Here is a 17311-nt window from a genome sequence, read left to right as displayed (position 1 = left end):
TAGATTGGATAAGAAAATTATTGGAATTTTAGGAGCTACAGGAGTAGTTGGTATAGGTGCTGTTAAAACTATTTTAAAATTAAATAAATATGATGTTTTACTTGGATATAGAAATTTAGAGAAAATTAAAAGTTTATATAAAGATATGATTAGTGAAAACCAATATATGAAGGTAGAAATTAATAATGAAGATTTAGTTGATAATTTTTGTAATAGATGTGATTTAGTAGTTAATTGTGCAGGACCGTCTAATTTAATAAGTATTAAAGTAGCAAAATCATGTATTAAAAAAAATGTTAATTATTTAGATGTTTCAGGTAATAAAGCTTTATATGATTATCTTAAAGAAAAACAGAGTGAAATTATAAAAAAGAGATTATTATTTATTATTTCAGCTGGAATATACCCAGGATTATCTGAAATTTATCCTGCTTATATATCTGAAAGTATTTTTGATAAAGTAAATAAATTAGAAATTTATTTTAATCATAAGGGAGAAATGTCATTCAATGCTGCATACGATTTTGTATGTGGCATTGAAGAAAATAGTGGACAAGGCATGATGTATTGTAGAGAGGGTATTTCAGTAAAACTAGAAAATAGAAGAAATCAAAATTATAAGGATTATGATTCAGAAAAAAATTTTGATGTATACCCAGTGTTGAATACAGAATTTATTGAAATGGTAAGGCAACAAAAAATTAAAAATGCATATTTCTATAATGTTTATGAAGATAAATCAATACTAAATGATTATGTAATCATTAAAGCATTAAAACAATATGAAACAGAAAAGCAAAAAAAAGAATCTGCCCAATTATTGATGAAGCATAATTTAAAATCAATACAAAAAGAGGAATTCGTATCAATGGATATTCAAGCTAATGGTTATAAGGATAATTGTTATATTGAAGTTATATCTAAGCTTTTGTGCAAATATAATGGAAATAAATTATCTGGAGTAGTTGCAGCTAATGTTGCAGATAATATTATTTCTAATAAATCTAATATTGTAGGAACTTACTACCCATCACAAGTAATAAATCTAAAAAATTTTATTAATAGGTTAATAGAGCAATCTATAATAATAAAAACTGAAATTTTAAATATTGAAGAAGGTATGATTTAAACCATTGAAGAATGAAAGGATAAAAAAATGAAGTTGAAAAAAAGACTAAAAACTATAGTTTGTGGTTCAAGATTTGGACAATTTTATATAGAGGCTTTAAATTTGTTAAAAGAAGATTTTGAAATAGTTGGATTATTAGCTAAAGGAAGTGAACGTTCAATAAGTTGTGCAAAAGAATATGGGATTAAATTATATACAGATATTAAAGAGTTACCAACGGATATAGATTTAGCTTGTGTTGTAGTAAAATCTGGTGTCATTGGTGGCAATGGTACAGATTTAACATTAGAATTTTTATCTAAAGGAATAAATGTAATTCTAGAGCAACCTGTTCATTATAATGATATAACAAAATGCATGAAAGTTGCTAGAAAAAATAATGTTTGTTTCCATATAGGTGATTTATATGTAAATCTTCCATCAGTGAATAAATTTAGCTTATATTCTAAGGCAATATTAAAAGAGCAAAAAGGATTATATATAGATGTATCATGTACAACTCAAGTATCTTTTCCATTAGTTCATATTTTATTGAAAATATTATCATCAACCAGACCTTTAAAAATTAATGATAATATTGAAAAAGTTGGGATATTAAAAATACTTACTGGAAAAATTGGAGATATTCCTATTTTAATAAAAGCCGACAATAGATTGGATCCAGAAAATCCAGATAACTGTTTACCTTTGTTACATGAAATAAATATTGGATTTGAAGGAGGAAGAATATCTTTAATAGAAACTCATGGTTTTATAGTTTGGTCACCTTGTTTATATGTGCCTGAAGTTAATGGAATTCCAAATAAGTTTAAAGATAAGTGTCCTTTGAATTTAATTGATAATAGTTCTGAAATACTTGGTGGAATAACAGAAAACTCTTTTAAAGATATACTTACAAAAGAGTGGCCAGTATCAATAGGTAAAGATTTAATATTCATAAAAGATATGATTTTAAAAGACATTAAAAAAGAAGTGTTAAACAAAAATGGACAACAGAATCTTTTATGTTCTAAGTATTGGCATGAAATAACTAAAAAATTAGGATACCCTTCTATAAAAAACAATGATGATTATAAACATATATCTATAAATAATCTACAACAAATTATAATAAATGATTAAAAAATATTTAGATCGAGCATTTGAAAGGAGTTGCATTTGAGTGGAAAATGAAGCTAAAAAACTTTTGAAATATTTAAATAATATAGGTGTAACATTATGGCAAGAGGATGGAGCCTTACGCTATAGAGCACCTAAAGGAGTATTATCTAGCAGTAATTTAGAAAAACTAAAATTTTATAAAAATAATATAATAAATATATTAGCAAATCAAGAGGGGGAGGGTAAAACAGAAATAGATTCAGAATCACAATTTATACCATTTCCTTTATCAGACGTACAATCTGCATATTTGTTAGGAAGAGAAGAACTTTTTGAATATGGTAGTGTTGCTTGTCATATTTATATGGAGTTAAATTATTCAGATTTAGAGCATGAAATGGCAGAAGAAGCATGGAATAAACTTATTTTAAGACATAATATGTTGAGAGCAGTATTTGATAAAAAAGGTAATCAAAGAATATTAGAAACTGTTCCCAGATTTAAAATAAACTATATGGACTTGTCTGAAGGTGATGTTTCATATAATAAATTAAAGCTTAACTCTATAAGAGAAGAAATGGGACATAGAATATATAATGCTGAAAATTGGCCATTATTTGATGTAGGAATAACTAAAATGAAGAATAATTCAATTTTACATTTTTCTATGGATTTTCTAATTGCGGATTGGACAAGCATTCTTTTACTAATATCAGAATTTGAAAAAATATATGAAAATCCTAATATTTATTTGCCAGAACTAAAAATAACATTTAAAGATTATATGGTAAAGGAACATAATCTAAAGAAAAGTCCTGAATATTTAAGTGATAAAAAATATTGGATGGATAGAATAGATAGTTTACCATTAGCACCTAAATTACCTTTAAATAATAAAAAAGCAGAAGATAAAAAAGCAGTTAATTTTAAACGTTATTCATTACATCTTGATAATGAAAAATGGACAAAAATCAAAAATCATACTAAGAATTTTGGATTAACACCATCTACTATAGTAATGACTGCATATGCAAAGGTAATAGAAAAGTGGAGTAGTAATAAAAAGTTTTTATTGAATCTTACATTACTGAATCGCCAACCATTACACCCACAAGTAAACGAGATTATTGGAGATTTCACATCAGTAAATCTACTAGAAATTAATATGGAAAATGATTATTCTTTTAAAGAATGTGCAAAATCAATACAGAATCAATTATTAGATGATTTAGATCACCGTTTATTTTCTGGCGTAGAGGTATTAAGAGAAACATCTCGTAGAAAAGGTAGAGAAAATGCTTTAATGCCAATAGTATTTACTAGTGCAATTGGTCTTACAAAACAGATTGAAAAAAGCAAAATGAAAGGACAAATAGGTGAACATGGAATAAGTCAAACTCCACAAGTATTTATAGATTGTCAAGCAATGGATAATGAAATGGGATTAGATATAAATTGGGATGTTAGAGAAGGGGTATTTCCTAAACATATGATAGAAGATATGTTTAAGACATTTAAAAAACTTTTAAACATTTTATCAGAAAATGAAAAGCTATGGGATGAAAAAGAAATTTTAAAACTTCCTTCTTGGCATGAAGAAGTTTTAAAGAAAGTTAATGATACAAAGTTAAATATGGATACCAAATTATTACATTATGATATTTTTAAAAATGCTATAAAATATCCTGAAAAAATTGCAGTTATTGACTCAAAAGAGCAACTTAGTTATAGTGAATTAGTTTTTAGAAGTTTAAATATTGGTAGCAAATTAAAAGAATTGGGCTGTACACCTCAAGACAAAGTTGCGATAATTATGGACAAATCTGTACACCAAGTATCCTCTGTGTTAGGAGTATTAGCTATTGGGGGAGTGTATGTTCCAATAGATGTAAAACAGCCATATAAACGTTTACAAAATATAATTGAAAAAGCAAATATAAAATATATTATAACAACTTCATCAGTAAAAAGAACTTGGGATGAAAGTTTAAATGTAATAGAAGTTGATAAATTAATATATTCTAATGATTATAATGTAACTCCTCAATTAGGAAATCCAGAACTTCCGGCATATGTAATTTTCACATCTGGTTCTACTGGAGAGCCTAAAGGTGTAATTATAAGCCATAAAGCTGCTATAAATACAATTGATGATATTAATACAAAGTTTGATGTTAAATATACTGATACGGTGATTGGACTTGCTAAATTAAGCTTTGATTTATCAGTTTATGATATTTTTGGACTACTTTCAGTAGGTGGAACTTTAATATATCCAGATAATGATAGGTTAACAGATCCATCTCATTGGTCTGAGTTAATGATAAAACATGAAGTAACAATATGGAATACAGTTCCGGCAATGATGGAAATTTTAATATCTTATCTAAGTTATAATTCAAATATTAACATTTCTACACTACGTTTAACATTACTTTCAGGTGATTGGATTCCTTTAAAATTGCCTAATATGATAAATAACTATTTACCTAATAGCATGGTTGTTAGTTTAGGTGGAGCTACAGAAGCAGCAATATGGTCTATTTATCATATTTATGAAGAATGTAATGATGAATATAAAAGCATACCTTATGGAAAACCTTTAGCTAATCAACAGTTTCGCATTTTAGATTGTAAAATGAATGATTGTCCAGTGTGGTGTCAAGGAGAATTATATATCTTAGGTGATGGTCTAGCATATGGGTACTTAAATGATGAGTGGAGTACATCTAAACAGTTTGTTACCCATCCATCAGATAAAGTGAGAATGTATAAAACCGGTGATTTAGGATGTTATCACCCTGATGGTAATATTGAATTCTTAGGAAGAATAGATAATCAAGTAAAAATAAAAGGACATAGAATTGAACTAGGAGAAATTGAAAGCGCATTAATTAAACATCCGTCTATTGCTATGGCAAATGTTTTAGTAGATAAAATAAATGAGGAAAAATCTTTATTAGGTGTTGTTAAACTTGCTAACAGTAAGAATATAGATAAAAAAGAAATTAACTCTAAGTTGTATAAACTATATGATGGAATTCATGAAAGTTCTGATTCAGTCATTGAAGATATAGATAGTGATAGCATAAAAAATGCAGTAAATTGTCTTGATAAAGTAGTACTAAATTCTATGTTATATTCACTTCAAAAAATTGGACTGTTAAAGAATGGAGAAAAAATAAATATTGAAGATATAACTAATTGTGAAAAAATTAGTGATGATTTTCATTGGATTGTAATTCGTTGGTTATCAAAATTAAAAGAAGATAAAGTTTTATTAACAGATGATAATAACAATTATGTATGTAGTAAACATATAACTAAAGATGAGATAGAAAAACAGTGGGATACTTTAGAACAAGTATGGGAAAAAATAAGTGGCACTAAGGGATTTATAAACTATTTACGTGGATGTTTTGAAAAGTTGCCACAGTTATTATCTAAAGAGCAAGATCCAGTTTCATTACTTTATCCAGAAGGTAAAATGGATTATGTACAGTCTTTATATTTTGATCATATAATTTCTAGATATTTAAATAATTGTATAGCTACTTTAATAAAAAGAATAGCTGAAAATCATCCTAAAAAACCATTGAGAATTTTAGAAATAGGAGCAGGGACAGGAGCAACTACTGAGCAAGTATTAAATGCTCTTAAGGAAGAAGAAATAGAATATTTATTTACGGATAATACAAAGTTTTTTATACCTAGTGCAAAAAGTCGATTTGAAAAATATAAATGTGTAACCTTTGGCATATTTGATATAGATAATAATTATAGAAATCAAGGATTTGCACCAAATAGTTTTGACATAATTATTGGAGCAGAAGTAATAGAAAATGCAAAAAATATACCTAAAACTTTTAAAAATCTAATAGAGTTATTGTCTCCACAAGGTTGGATGGTTTTTTCAGAACCAGTTAAGGAACAGAATTGGATTTTAATATCACAAGCATTTATGATGACAAAACCTAGTGATGAGCTTAGAGTAAAGAGTTCATATCTTAATGCAGATAGTTGGTTAAATCTTATGAAACAACATAGTAAATATCCAATTTTAATGTTGCCACAAAGAGAACATAGACTGGCTCCTTTTGGAATTAATGTTTTTGCAATGTGTGTAAAGGAAGAAAAAGAGTTAGTTAAAGAAAAAGAAATTGTAGACTATTTATCACAACAAGTTCCAGATTACATGATACCTTCTCATATACAAATAGTAGACGAGATTGCTCTTACTGTTAATGGAAAGGTTGATAAAAAAGAATTAAGTACATGGAGACCGAAAATTATAGAAAATAAAGATATAATTACAGTTAAAAATGAAGAAAAAGATTTTCTGGAAAATTATTTAACTGATTTATGGACAGAAGCATTAAGTATTCCATGTATTGATAAAACAGAAGATTTTTATCATTGTGGTGCAGATTCTTTAATTATGGCTCAAGTTGCTGCAAAATTACGTAGCAAACTTTCAAAAGAGCCTTTTAAAAAGGATATACCCTTTGATGTGTTATTAAAGCAAATGCTCAACGAACCTAATATTAAATCAAGTGCAAAATTCATAAGAAACTATGATAATGATTATAAGAAGGTTTCCTTAAAACAAGAAAATAATAGTAATGGAGTAATAACAAAATTTAATTCTGAAAAGAAAGAGCCGTTAAGAGTAGTATTTCATGCCGGATTAGGAAGCATAAATGAATTTGGTTTACTTTTAGAAAATTTAAAAGAACAAGGATTAGGTACCGTTGTAGGTATTACTGTAAATGATGATAAAATTTATAGACAAATAAATGAAAAAAATCTTATTAATGCTCTTGCAGATGACTATTCAAAGCTTTTAATTGATACAGGATATGAAAAGTTTCAATTAATAGGCCATAGTATGGGGGGATTAATAGCAGTTGAAGTTGCAAGACGTTTATTAGAAAATAATATATCTGTAATAGATGTTGCTTTAATTGATAGCTTCCCAGGAACATTTTATATTGAAGATGATTTAATTCTTGAAGCTATGTTTCAATTAGCATTAAATATAAATTTAAACCAAGTTGGCTGTAATAATGTAGGTATAAATAGATTATCTGAAGGAATAAATTATTTGCTAAAAGAAAATAAAGAAAAAATTTCTAAGGGTACAGCTTGTTTAATAGGTGGAGATGAAACATTAAATAAAGTTGGAGATATGTTTAGAAAAATGGACTCTTTAAGCAAAAAAGAAAGGTTTAAAATATATAGTAGCTCTATTGAAAATAAAATACCAGTAGAAATGTTGGAAGAGTTATTTAGTGTATTTTGTCATAGTTCAAAATCAGCTAATTATATTCCAGAAGTGTATGTAGGTGACATTAGATTTTTTAAAGCCAAGGAATTTTCTAATATATTGGTAGGTGATAATGAATCAATTATAGATTTATGGAAAGATATATGTATTGGTGACTTAGAAGTTATAGAAATTGAAGGAAATCATTTTTCTTGTGTAAATAATGAATCTTATGTTAAAGAACTAGTTAAATTAATTGCATCTCCTATAATTACTAACTAGTTAAATAATAAAAGCTATCATTTATCTAATAATTTAATTTAGATAAATGATAGCTTTAAATTTTTACAAAAATATGTTATGAATCATAGGCAAAGTATTAATCTATTAAATATTATTATTCACCTAATTTATCATGTTTAAAGCAAATAGATGCAGTATAGTTGTCTAGGATATTAAATGAAATGATATTCCATATATATCCTGAATAATTTTCATCATTAACTTTATAATAATTATCAAATTTATTTTGTATATAAAATGAACTCAGCGATCTATTTAATCCTTCGCCAGTAGCTTTAAGAAAAGCTTCTTTTTGGGTCCAATATCTATAAAAAATATCTTGTTTTTTTAAGTTTGAAACTTTATTAAAGTTTTCAATTTCAAGTTCATGAAAATAGTTAGCAACTATATCATTAAAATCATTAATATTCTTATTATATTCAACATCTATTCCAATAGTTGCTGAATTTGAAAATGCAAAAGCAATTAAATTATTTGAATGAGAAATATTAAAATTAATATTCCTATCATCTATAATTACTTTTGGCTTTCCATATAGGTCTTTTTCAAATTTAATTTCATTATTTGATAAGTTTAAATATTTGCTTATCAAGATTCGTAATAATCCATGTGTTATTGCAAAACGTTCTTTATCTTTTTCAAAATAAAAGCTATTCATTTTATTTACTTCATCATTACAAAGAAGATTTTCAAAGAATAAAGTATTAGATTTATATAAGTCAATATAAATTAGCCAAATATGAATTTCATTTTTATTTAATTCTAATAAACTTGAAATCTTAAAACTTATAGTATCAAAATCTTTTACTATTATCTTTAAAAATTTATTATAACTTTTATTAAAAAATCAAAATAATTATTAATCATCTAACTTTTAAGGTTAACTTGAAACCTTATAATTTGAAATGATTTTAGAGATTTTATTTAAAAGCTCCTCAACATGCGATTTGAAAAAGAAATGATCGCCTTCAATCATACTATAAGAAAATAAATTACTTGTATAAGCTGACCAGTCTTGAATTTCATCTTCAGATGCTTCTGTATCATATACGCCTCCAAAAGCTATTATAGGACAAGGCAAAGGAGATTTATCTTTAAATACATAAGTTTCATCTATTGTGTAGTCTGCTCTTAATATAGGAAGAAATAAATTCATAAGTTCTTTATTTTCAAAAATAATATTAGGAATACCAGATAATTTTCCTATTGCATTTAAAAATTCATTATCAGGTAAAAAATGAATAGGATTTGGCTCTGGGATGTGTGGAGCTCGACTTCCTGAAACAATCAAACAGTTTGGTATTTTATTATAAACAGAATTAAGGTTATGAGTAATTTCAAAAGCCACTCTAGCACCTAAACTATGACCAAAAAACAAAAAAGGTTTATCTAAATATGGCAATATAGAGTTTGTAATATATTTAACTAAACTATCCATATCAAGAATAGGATCTTCACAGATTCTATTTTCTCTTCCAGGTAACTGAATAGGGTATACGCCTATATCTTTTGGTAAGAATTTATGCCATTGACCATATATAGATGCTCCACTACCAGCACAAGGCAAGCAAAAAATACGAATTTTATCATTAGGATTTGGATATGTTAACAACCAAGATGTAGTTTTAGTTTTAAATTCCATAATAACCTCCCATAATTTGTTATTCATTTTAAATCATTTGTCAATGAAAGCTATAGTTATAGGCCTATATTACATTTAGTTAGTTTACGATATTGAGTTGGCAATAAACCTGTTTTACGTTTAAATAGCTCTGAAAAGTAACCAACATGATTGTAACCAACAGCTCTAGAAATTTCACGTATAATTAAACTACTATTTACCAGAAGATATTCAGCATAGCTGATTCTCATATCTTGTATATATTGAGTAATCGTACATTTATATGTTTCTTTAAAAATGTATTTAAGCTTAGTTTTTCCCATAAGAGCAATTTCAGCAAGTGTATCTAGCTTAATATCATATATAAAATTATCTTCAATATAATCATGTACTAAAGAAAGAAAATGTGAATCCTGAGAAGTTAAAATCTTTTTTTTAGTAAAGCTTCTATTTTTCTCTATTATTAAAGAAAATGCTTCAAAAACTTTGCTTTCGTAATACATCTTAGCAGCAGCGCCAGTACCACGAAAATTCCTTATTTGTCTAAAGACAAATATAAGCTCTGAAAAGTCATTTATGTCATTAATAGAGTTGAATGCAAATTGAGGATTCTTAAATTCACCAGGATATTTTATATCTAAATAGTTTTCGTAAAATTCAGGCATTATTTCTATACCGACTGAATGAACTGGAATATTTCTATGGTAAATTGCTCTATATAAATCGTTGTTGGAAATATGTCCTCGTATACAACTTTTATTAAATTGTTTATAAGGTTGAAGCTCTTTTTTTGAGATAGAATCATAATAATTTATTCCTATGTAGGTAGGTTGTTTATACTCTAAAAAAAGATCATCATAAAGAACATAGTCCTGTATAGAAATAGAAAATAGATTTTCCTTAGCATATACCCAGTAATATCCATTACCTTTATTAGGTGATACACAATAACATAAGCCTTCTTTATTATAATTAAAAGTAGATTTGGCAGGGCGAAAACCACATTTAAATAAACAAGGTTCATGCATTTCTTTTATAATATCTTTCATAAATACCCCTCCCATTTTAAATAGCATAATAAGACATTAAATTTCCGCTAATAGACAACTATCTTGTTATCAATTGACAATGATTCTAAATAGAATTATATATAAGTGTATAAGTAAAAATTTTATAGCATATATTGAAATATAATAATGATAATGATTATCATTATTATAAGGTAATTATATCATTATTTTACTATTTAAGTCAATTAAAGTTTAAGGGGGGATAATATGTGTTTTAGATTTATTAATATTTATTAATAATTAATTGATTAATGGAGGGATAAATTTATGAGTAAAAATAGAGAAGAATTAATAAATGAAGACCCTAAAAAATTAATGATTAAGTTATGTGTTCCAGCAATAGTAGGTATGGTCGTAATAGGCTTATATTCTTTCATGGATGGAGTTTTTGCTGGACAATTAATAGGAAAAAATGCTATGGGAGCTGTATCAGTAGCATATCCACTTACTTTAATTAACTGTGCCATAGCTACTTTAGTAGGTATCGGATCTGCTTCGGTTTTAGCTAGGGCTATAGGAAAAAATGACCAAGAAACTGTAGATAAAATTATGGGGAATTTACTATCTTTAGTTTTATTACTTTCACTTGTTGTTATGATTTTAGGTGTAATATTTGCTAGAAAGTTGCTACTTTTAACTGGAGCAAAAGGAGAAATATTAGAATTGGCAGTAAGATATATTAGAATTGTTTTTCTAGGTTCAATTTTTGTTAATTTTGCACAAAGCGCTAATATGATAATGCGTGGTGAAGGACTTATGAATAAAGCTATGATTTTTATGGGTATAGGAGCAATATTAAATATAATTTTAGATCCTATTTTAATTATAGCTTTTGGAGAATATGGAATTGAAGGTGCAGCAGTAGCTACAATATCTTCTCAATTTGTACAATTTGTAATAACAATGATATATTTTATTAAGAAGAGTAAAACTGTAAGATTCCATAAAATAAGAGTTGAAAGACTACTTCTTCCTCAAATATTTTCAGTAGGATTATCTGCTATGATGATGCAACTAATGAGTATTTTACAACAAACTTTAATGTATAGGATGGCATCAAAGTATGGTGGAGAAAGTCAGTTAATATTAATGGGTGCAGTTTTAAGAATACAAGCATTTTCCTTTATTCCTCTTTGGGGGATGAGTCAAGGGTTACAACCAGTAGTAGGTACAAATTATGGAGCAAAATTATTTTCAAGGGTAAAAAAATCTACGAATATATTTATAATAGGAGCAACAGTTTTGGCATTAATATTTTGGATTCCTATTGAAATTTTTTCATCTAATGTATTAGCATTATTTATAACAGATGTAGAAGCTGTTAAGGCAGGAATAGTTAGCTTTAGAACTATGTATAGTGTATTCCCAGTGTTGGGAATAATAATTATGGGAATAACTTTTTTTCAATCAATAGGTAATGGAAAAAATGCTAGTATTATGGTTTTATTAAGACAAGTAATACTTTTTATACCGACAATAACAATACTTCCTAAAATAATAGGAATTTATGGGGTGTGGCTTGCAACACCACTAGTAGATGGAACAGTATTTATTATGGCGTTATATTTAATCTTCAAGGAATATAAAAATATGGATAACTCAAGTGAAATGAAAGTAAAAGTGTAATATGAATAAAATTAAGTTTGTAGTTAAATTTGAATGTAAAAGATTTATTATAGATTAAAAAGGCATAAAATAAGTTTACTGAAAAAATCCCCAGTTAAATTATATATTGAAAAATATATAGTTTAACTGGGAATTTTATTTAACTTTAAAATCATCAATATTTATTACTTTATTACATTGTTCCAATATTTTATCTTTATGAGATATTATAAATACAATTTTATCTTTATAATATTTTTTTATGTTATTTATAATGTTTTCTTCCATGGAAGAATCTAAAGCAGAATTTATTTCATCCAATAATAGAATATCACTATCTTTTAATAAAGCCCTTGCTATACATATAATTTGTTTTTCACCACCGGACAGATTTAAGTTTTTATCATTTATAATTGTATCATACCCATTTTCTAAAGATATAATTTTTTCATGAATATTTAAGTCTTTACAGATTTTATAAACACTTTCTTTTGAAGTTTTTCCAAAGCAACTTATATTGTTTATTATGCTATCTGGAAATAAATATATATTTTGTGGTACATAGGCTACTCTATTTAAAATTTGTTTTTCAGTTAGTATATTTTGAGGAATTTCATTTAAAAATAAATTATCTACATGATAAAATCCGCATATTAATTTCATAAGAGATGTTTTCCCAGAACCATTTCTTCCTTTTATAGCAATAATATCATTTTTATTTACATTAAACTTCATATTTTTAAATATATAATTTTCATTGTATTTAAAGTTAATATCTCTAGCACATATAGAGTTGATTTTAAAATTCAAATCAATTTCTTTATCATCAACTTCAAATTTACTTATAAAATTTAATATTCTATTTAAAGAAGTATCTATATCTTTTAATATTATATTTATTTCTATAATGATTTTTAATTGAGATGTTAATTGAATAGCATATGAATATATAGTAAATATATCTCCAATATGAATCGTATGATCTAATATATATATAAGTCCTCCAATTAACACTGAGGAAGCTCTAAAAATAGATAATACAAAAAAACTTATATTAGAATATATACTAGATGTTTTAGTTAATTTTTATAGTTAATTAAATTTTTAGTATTTCTTTTGTTTAATATAGATATACATTTTTCCTCTAAACCTAATATTTTAATATTCATAAATCCAGAAATGAAATTTTTTAAGTCTTTTAATAAATCTTCTTCAGAAATTTTATATTTAGAATAATTATTTTTTAGCTTATGAGAAAATATTTTTTGTAGTAAGATTAAAAAATAAATAAAGAACATACAATAAGTGTTGCTATTTCATTTACTCGTAACATTGCCACTATTAAAACTAAAATGTGAACTAAAGACACTATAAGATAAAAAAAATTAAAAAAGGCTTTTTCTAAACTTTCAGTATCCTTTAAAAGCTTATTTATAATTTCCCCTTCACTTTCTTTTTCAAATAAAACCATATTAGAATTAAAAAGCTTTTCATAACAAAAAGTTCTTATATTATTTTCAATAGTTTTATTGATAACAGAAAATCTTATAGAAATCAATATGTTACATAAGTCCCAAATAAAATATAACAGTATAACAATAAAAAATCTTTTAACAAGTAAATTAACAGTGGCGGTGCTGTTTTCTAAACTTGATAACATTCCGCCTAAAAGATAAGGAATAAAAACAGAACATAATATTGTTAAAAATTCTAAAACTGTAGCAAATATTATATTAGGTGTTTGAGGTTTTATAAATTTATATAAAAATTTTAAATTTTTTTACTTCTCATTATAAAATACTCCATAATAATATAAATAAATTTGGCTCCTTTTTACAAATATGTTACATTAAGTGTCATCTAAAAACAATAAATTTGAATATAATTAATAAAATGGAAAGAATTTGTTAACAAATATATAGAAGCTTAAATTATCTATAAATAAGGGAATGTAATTAAAAAGAATTAGTATTAAAGAATTTTTTTAAATAACATTAAAGCATTATTTTCACTAATAAAATTTTCATTAAAACCTTTTACAATAAAATTGTGTAACTAAATTATGTAATACAATAATTATTTATGAAATAAAGACATGAAGAAAATAATTAAATTATGATATAATTAGATAAACAAAGGATGTGAATAAATTGGCTAAAAAACATGATTTTGATGCAGCTTGGAAGTCTATATTAGAAGCTTTTGAAACAGAAATAGTAGAACTGCTTTTTCCAGAGATATTTAATAAGATAAATTGGAATTTAGGAACCGAATCACTAGATAAAGAATTACAAGAAATTCAAAAGGATATATTTGATAGAGATAGTAGTGAGAAAATAATTTCAGATAAAATAATAAAAGTAAGATTAAAAAACAAAGAAAGTAAAATACTATTTATACATGTGGAAGTACAAAGTTATAGTAGTGACCATGAAGTTTTTGGGGAAAGAATGTTTAGATATTTTTATAGAATATGGGATAAGTTTAGATATAAACAAAAAGATAAATCAGAAATAGTAGCTGCAGCAATATATACTTATAAGGGACAACGTGGAAAAGATAAAAGGTATGTTTATAAGTTGCCAGAAATAGATAATGATATATTAATATATAATTTTAGAACTATAGATATAGAGAAAATGAATTTTGAAGAAATTAGTGAAGATAACCCATTAAAATTAGTTTTTAAAATGGCGAAAAGTTTGCTGGAAATCGGTGTAACTGATGAAGAAATATACGATGCAAAAATCAATTTAGCTGATGAGTTAAAAAACTATGATAAAGTAAAAAATAATGAACAAATAAAAGCATTAGTAGACTTTTTAGAATACTTATTTTTAATTGAAAACCCTGAATTAGAAAGAAAGTTTGATGAGTATAAAAAGAAAAGTGGAGGTGCGTTTAAAATGACTATAGAAGAAATTAGAAAACTACATTATAAACAAGTTGGAAAAGAGGAAGGTAGAGAAGAAGGTATAGAGGAAAGTAAAAGAGAAATAGCTAAAAAACTTTTAAAAAAAGGTATAGATATTGATATTATTATTGACACAACAGAATTAAGTTTAGAGGAAATAAATAATATTATAAAAGACTTAGAAAAAAGTAATTAATTTATTTATAAAATTTTCAATTAATAATATAATTAATTGAAAATAGACAAAAAAGCATGTGCGAACATATGCTTTTTTATTGTATAAAGTTTTAAATTAAGCATATGAAAATTAAATATAGGATTTTAAGTATAAGCAAAAAAATCTAAAATTTTTAAAATTATAGTATTAAAAAAATAATGAAGGAATTTCATATATATGTAGCGAAAATGTATTAGATTTATATATTTTTTATAGATTATACAAAGCTAGAAAGTGATTTAAAACAATATTATAAATAAAAGGTTATAGTTTATATATTATTAACTCAATAGGAAGAGAGGTATTCTATGAGAATAGCAATAATTGGATATAGCGGTAGTGGAAAATCAACACTTGCTCGAAAACTTGCAGAACATTATGATATACCTGTTTTATTTCTTGATATAGTTAAGTTTTTACCAAATTGGGTTGAACGTGATACAGAAGAATGCCGTTTTATAACTTGGGAATTTATGAAGAATGAGTCATGGGTAATTGATGGAAACTATAATGATTTTTTTCAGAAAGAACGATTAGAGCAAGCTGATAAAATTATTTTTTTAGATTTCCCTCGTAGGATATGTATTTATAGAGCTATAAAAAGATATTTTAAGAATCGAAATAAAACCCGAGAAAGTATGGCTGAAGGGTGTATAGAAAAAATTGATTTAGAATTCATTTGGTGGATTCTACATGAGGGTAGAACTAAAGAAAAACATAATCATTATAAAAATATAGAAAAAGAATTTAAAGATAAAGTTGTAATATTGAAAAGGCCTAAAGACGTGGAGTTATTCTTGAAAAAAATTATTTAATAATATAGAAGAAATAACTAGTTAAGAAAGCATGTTCAAATTAGTTATGCTAATAAATATGAAAATATATGGTGAAAGATATTATGATTTATATAGTAGTTGCTTTTCAATTGTGAAATAAAGCATCACAACTATAATGAAGTCCAACTGATAATTATTTATGTTTTGTACTTTTTAGCAAAGGAGAGAAATAAATGGGGTATTTTATGGTACATTTAAAAGTCGCTGAAAAATTATTGAAAAACAATGCAAATATAAAAGACATTGGTGCATTTTACAAAGGATCACTTGCTCCAGATGCTATTATGTTTAGAAAAGGATGTAAACGTTCTGAAAAATCATCAACTCATTTTTGTGTTGGAGATGAAGGTTGGGGATATTATACTAATTATGATGAATGGGAGAATAATTTAAATTTAAATATTAGAAATTATGCTAATACAACAAATCCTGATTTTTTACTTGGATATTATGCACATATAGTTACTGATATTGCTTATACAAGTAGATTTTGGACTCCTATCAGGGTTAAAGAAGATAAAAAATATATAGACGACTATTTAAAAAATAAAAACTCTAATATAATTGCAGAAAATAAAAAAAATATAGATAGTTATTTAAAAGATATTGCAGAAATCGATTCACGTTTATTAGAAAGTCTTGAAAACAAAGAAATATTATGGTCATTACTAGAAAATTCTACAAATTATTGCTTATCAGGTCTATTTGATGTTAATGACTTATCAATATTAATAAATGAGATGATAAATCATATGTACAATAATCGTAAGTCAGATTTAGATTACGAATTTAATGTGGTGAAATTTTCTGATATGCTTGATTTCATAGATAGAGTAGTTTCAAAAATTAGTAACAGTCAATTTATAGTATAAATAAAGGGAAGTCATTTTTAACTTCCCTTTAAAAATGTAATATTATTAGAACTATTTTAAAACATATCTAAAGTGAAGAAAATTTATGTTTTTATTATTTAGTATTTACTGTATTAACAAAAATCATAGCCTAAAAGTTCTTGCTCTAATTTATCAAAATCGTATTTTCTTTGATGAAAATTATTAAATGTATCTTTGTTAGAAGATGAGTTTTTATATTGCCTTTTCATTATCTTCTTACCGTTAATTTTCCAATTTTTAAGAATACCTTCAACATAGCAAAGTCGAACATTTCCTTTGCTAATTGCTTCTTCCATAGCATCTATAACAGTAAATGTGTCATTATCATCTACAAGCCTATCTAAAGTTAAAATTGT

The 17311-nt window shown here is 25.4% G+C and carries 13 protein-coding genes; 7 read left to right on the top strand and 6 right to left on the bottom strand.

The window, feature by feature from the left end; all coding sequences use genetic code 11:
* Window positions 1-4: 4 nt before the first annotated feature.
* From CSGHG_RS00465 to CSGHG_RS00455, 3 genes are read left to right on the top strand one after another with little or no spacing between them, the layout of a single operon-like run.
* Window positions 5-1129 carry a saccharopine dehydrogenase NADP-binding domain-containing protein gene (locus tag CSGHG_RS00465; protein WP_010291660.1) on the top strand — a complete coding sequence of 375 codons (1125 nt, stop codon included), beginning with the start codon at window positions 5-7 and terminating at the stop codon, window positions 1127-1129.
* A 27-nt stretch (window positions 1130-1156) separates the two neighbouring features.
* A complete protein-coding gene (locus tag CSGHG_RS19435; RefSeq protein WP_010291659.1) occupies window positions 1157-2251 on the top strand; it encodes a Gfo/Idh/MocA family oxidoreductase in 1095 nt (364 codons plus the stop codon).
* A 40-nt stretch (window positions 2252-2291) separates the two neighbouring features.
* Window positions 2292-7778: a non-ribosomal peptide synthetase gene (locus CSGHG_RS00455; protein WP_010291657.1), complete on the top strand. Its 5487-nt coding sequence runs from the start codon at window positions 2292-2294 to the stop codon at window positions 7776-7778.
* Window positions 7779-7893: 115 nt separating this feature from the next.
* Here CSGHG_RS00455 and CSGHG_RS00450 read toward each other — a convergent pair whose 3' ends face one another.
* The 3 genes from CSGHG_RS00450 to CSGHG_RS00440 all read right to left on the bottom strand — a co-directional run bounded on the left by CSGHG_RS00450 (window position 7894) and on the right by CSGHG_RS00440 (window position 10469).
* Window positions 7894-8523, bottom strand: a complete 630-nt coding sequence (locus tag CSGHG_RS00450; RefSeq protein ID WP_412766358.1) for a 4'-phosphopantetheinyl transferase family protein — start codon at window positions 8521-8523, stop codon at window positions 7894-7896.
* 156 nt (window positions 8524-8679) lie between these two features.
* Complete coding sequence (locus CSGHG_RS00445; RefSeq protein ID WP_010291653.1) at window positions 8680-9441, bottom strand: thioesterase II family protein; 762 nt, start codon at window positions 9439-9441, stop codon at window positions 8680-8682.
* A gap of 56 nt (window positions 9442-9497) precedes the next feature.
* A complete protein-coding gene (locus CSGHG_RS00440) occupies window positions 9498-10469 on the bottom strand; it encodes a helix-turn-helix domain-containing protein (protein ID WP_010291651.1) in 972 nt (323 codons plus the stop codon).
* 288 nt (window positions 10470-10757) lie between these two features.
* Here CSGHG_RS00440 and CSGHG_RS00435 point away from each other — a divergent pair, with 288 nt between their 5' ends.
* A complete protein-coding gene (locus CSGHG_RS00435; RefSeq protein WP_010291650.1) occupies window positions 10758-12116 on the top strand; it encodes an MATE family efflux transporter in 1359 nt (452 codons plus the stop codon).
* A 135-nt stretch (window positions 12117-12251) separates the two neighbouring features.
* Here CSGHG_RS00435 and CSGHG_RS00430 read toward each other — a convergent pair whose 3' ends face one another.
* Both CSGHG_RS00430 and CSGHG_RS00420 read right to left on the bottom strand, forming a co-directional pair.
* Window positions 12252-13109: an ATP-binding cassette domain-containing protein gene (locus CSGHG_RS00430; protein WP_010291649.1), complete on the bottom strand. Its 858-nt coding sequence runs from the start codon at window positions 13107-13109 to the stop codon at window positions 12252-12254.
* 262 nt (window positions 13110-13371) lie between these two features.
* The gene (locus CSGHG_RS00420) at window positions 13372-13824 is read right to left on the bottom strand and encodes an ABC transporter transmembrane domain-containing protein (RefSeq protein ID WP_268869849.1); all 453 of its coding nucleotides are present in this window, start codon (window positions 13822-13824) and stop codon (window positions 13372-13374) included.
* Window positions 13825-14245: 421 nt separating this feature from the next.
* Between CSGHG_RS00420 and CSGHG_RS00415 the strand changes: the two genes are divergently transcribed.
* The 3 genes from CSGHG_RS00415 (at window position 14246) to CSGHG_RS00405 (ending at window position 16934) form a co-directional block, all read left to right on the top strand.
* The gene (locus tag CSGHG_RS00415; RefSeq protein ID WP_010291644.1) at window positions 14246-15205 is read left to right on the top strand and encodes an Rpn family recombination-promoting nuclease/putative transposase; all 960 of its coding nucleotides are present in this window, start codon (window positions 14246-14248) and stop codon (window positions 15203-15205) included.
* 329 nt (window positions 15206-15534) lie between these two features.
* Window positions 15535-16041 carry a DNA topology modulation protein gene (locus tag CSGHG_RS00410; protein WP_010291643.1) on the top strand — a complete coding sequence of 169 codons (507 nt, stop codon included), beginning with the start codon at window positions 15535-15537 and terminating at the stop codon, window positions 16039-16041.
* A 194-nt stretch (window positions 16042-16235) separates the two neighbouring features.
* On the top strand, window positions 16236-16934 hold the full coding sequence (locus CSGHG_RS00405) for a zinc dependent phospholipase C family protein (RefSeq protein WP_010291641.1): 699 nt from the start codon (window positions 16236-16238) through the stop codon (window positions 16932-16934).
* Between the two features lie 113 nt (window positions 16935-17047).
* Here CSGHG_RS00405 and CSGHG_RS19430 read toward each other — a convergent pair.
* Window positions 17048-17311, bottom strand: a 264-nt coding sequence (locus CSGHG_RS19430; protein WP_010291638.1) for a DnaD domain protein, incomplete at its 5' end; no start/stop codon positions are given.

Origin of the sequence: Clostridium senegalense JC122, assembly GCF_000285575.1 — a bacterium.
GTDB classification, from domain to species: domain Bacteria; phylum Bacillota; class Clostridia; order Clostridiales; family Clostridiaceae; genus Clostridium_J; species Clostridium_J senegalense.
The sequence above is the reverse complement of the archived record's forward strand: the minus strand, read 5'-3'. Positions and strand labels throughout refer to the sequence as shown.

Bases quoted from the DNA above. Each gene is read 5' to 3' on its own strand.
- CSGHG_RS00440 (WP_010291651.1), bottom strand. From the start codon at position 10,469: ATGAAAGATATTATAAAAGAAATGCATGAACCTTGTTTATTTAAATGT.
- CSGHG_RS00445 (WP_010291653.1), bottom strand. From the start codon at position 9,441: ATGGAATTTAAAACTAAAACTACATCTTGGTTGTTAACATATCCAAAT.
- CSGHG_RS19435 (WP_010291659.1), top strand. From the start codon at position 1,157: ATGAAGTTGAAAAAAAGACTAAAAACTATAGTTTGTGGTTCAAGATTT.
- CSGHG_RS00405 (WP_010291641.1), top strand. From the start codon at position 16,236: ATGGGGTATTTTATGGTACATTTAAAAGTCGCTGAAAAATTATTGAAA.
- CSGHG_RS00410 (WP_010291643.1), top strand. From the start codon at position 15,535: ATGAGAATAGCAATAATTGGATATAGCGGTAGTGGAAAATCAACACTT.
- CSGHG_RS00435 (WP_010291650.1), top strand. From the start codon at position 10,758: ATGAGTAAAAATAGAGAAGAATTAATAAATGAAGACCCTAAAAAATTA.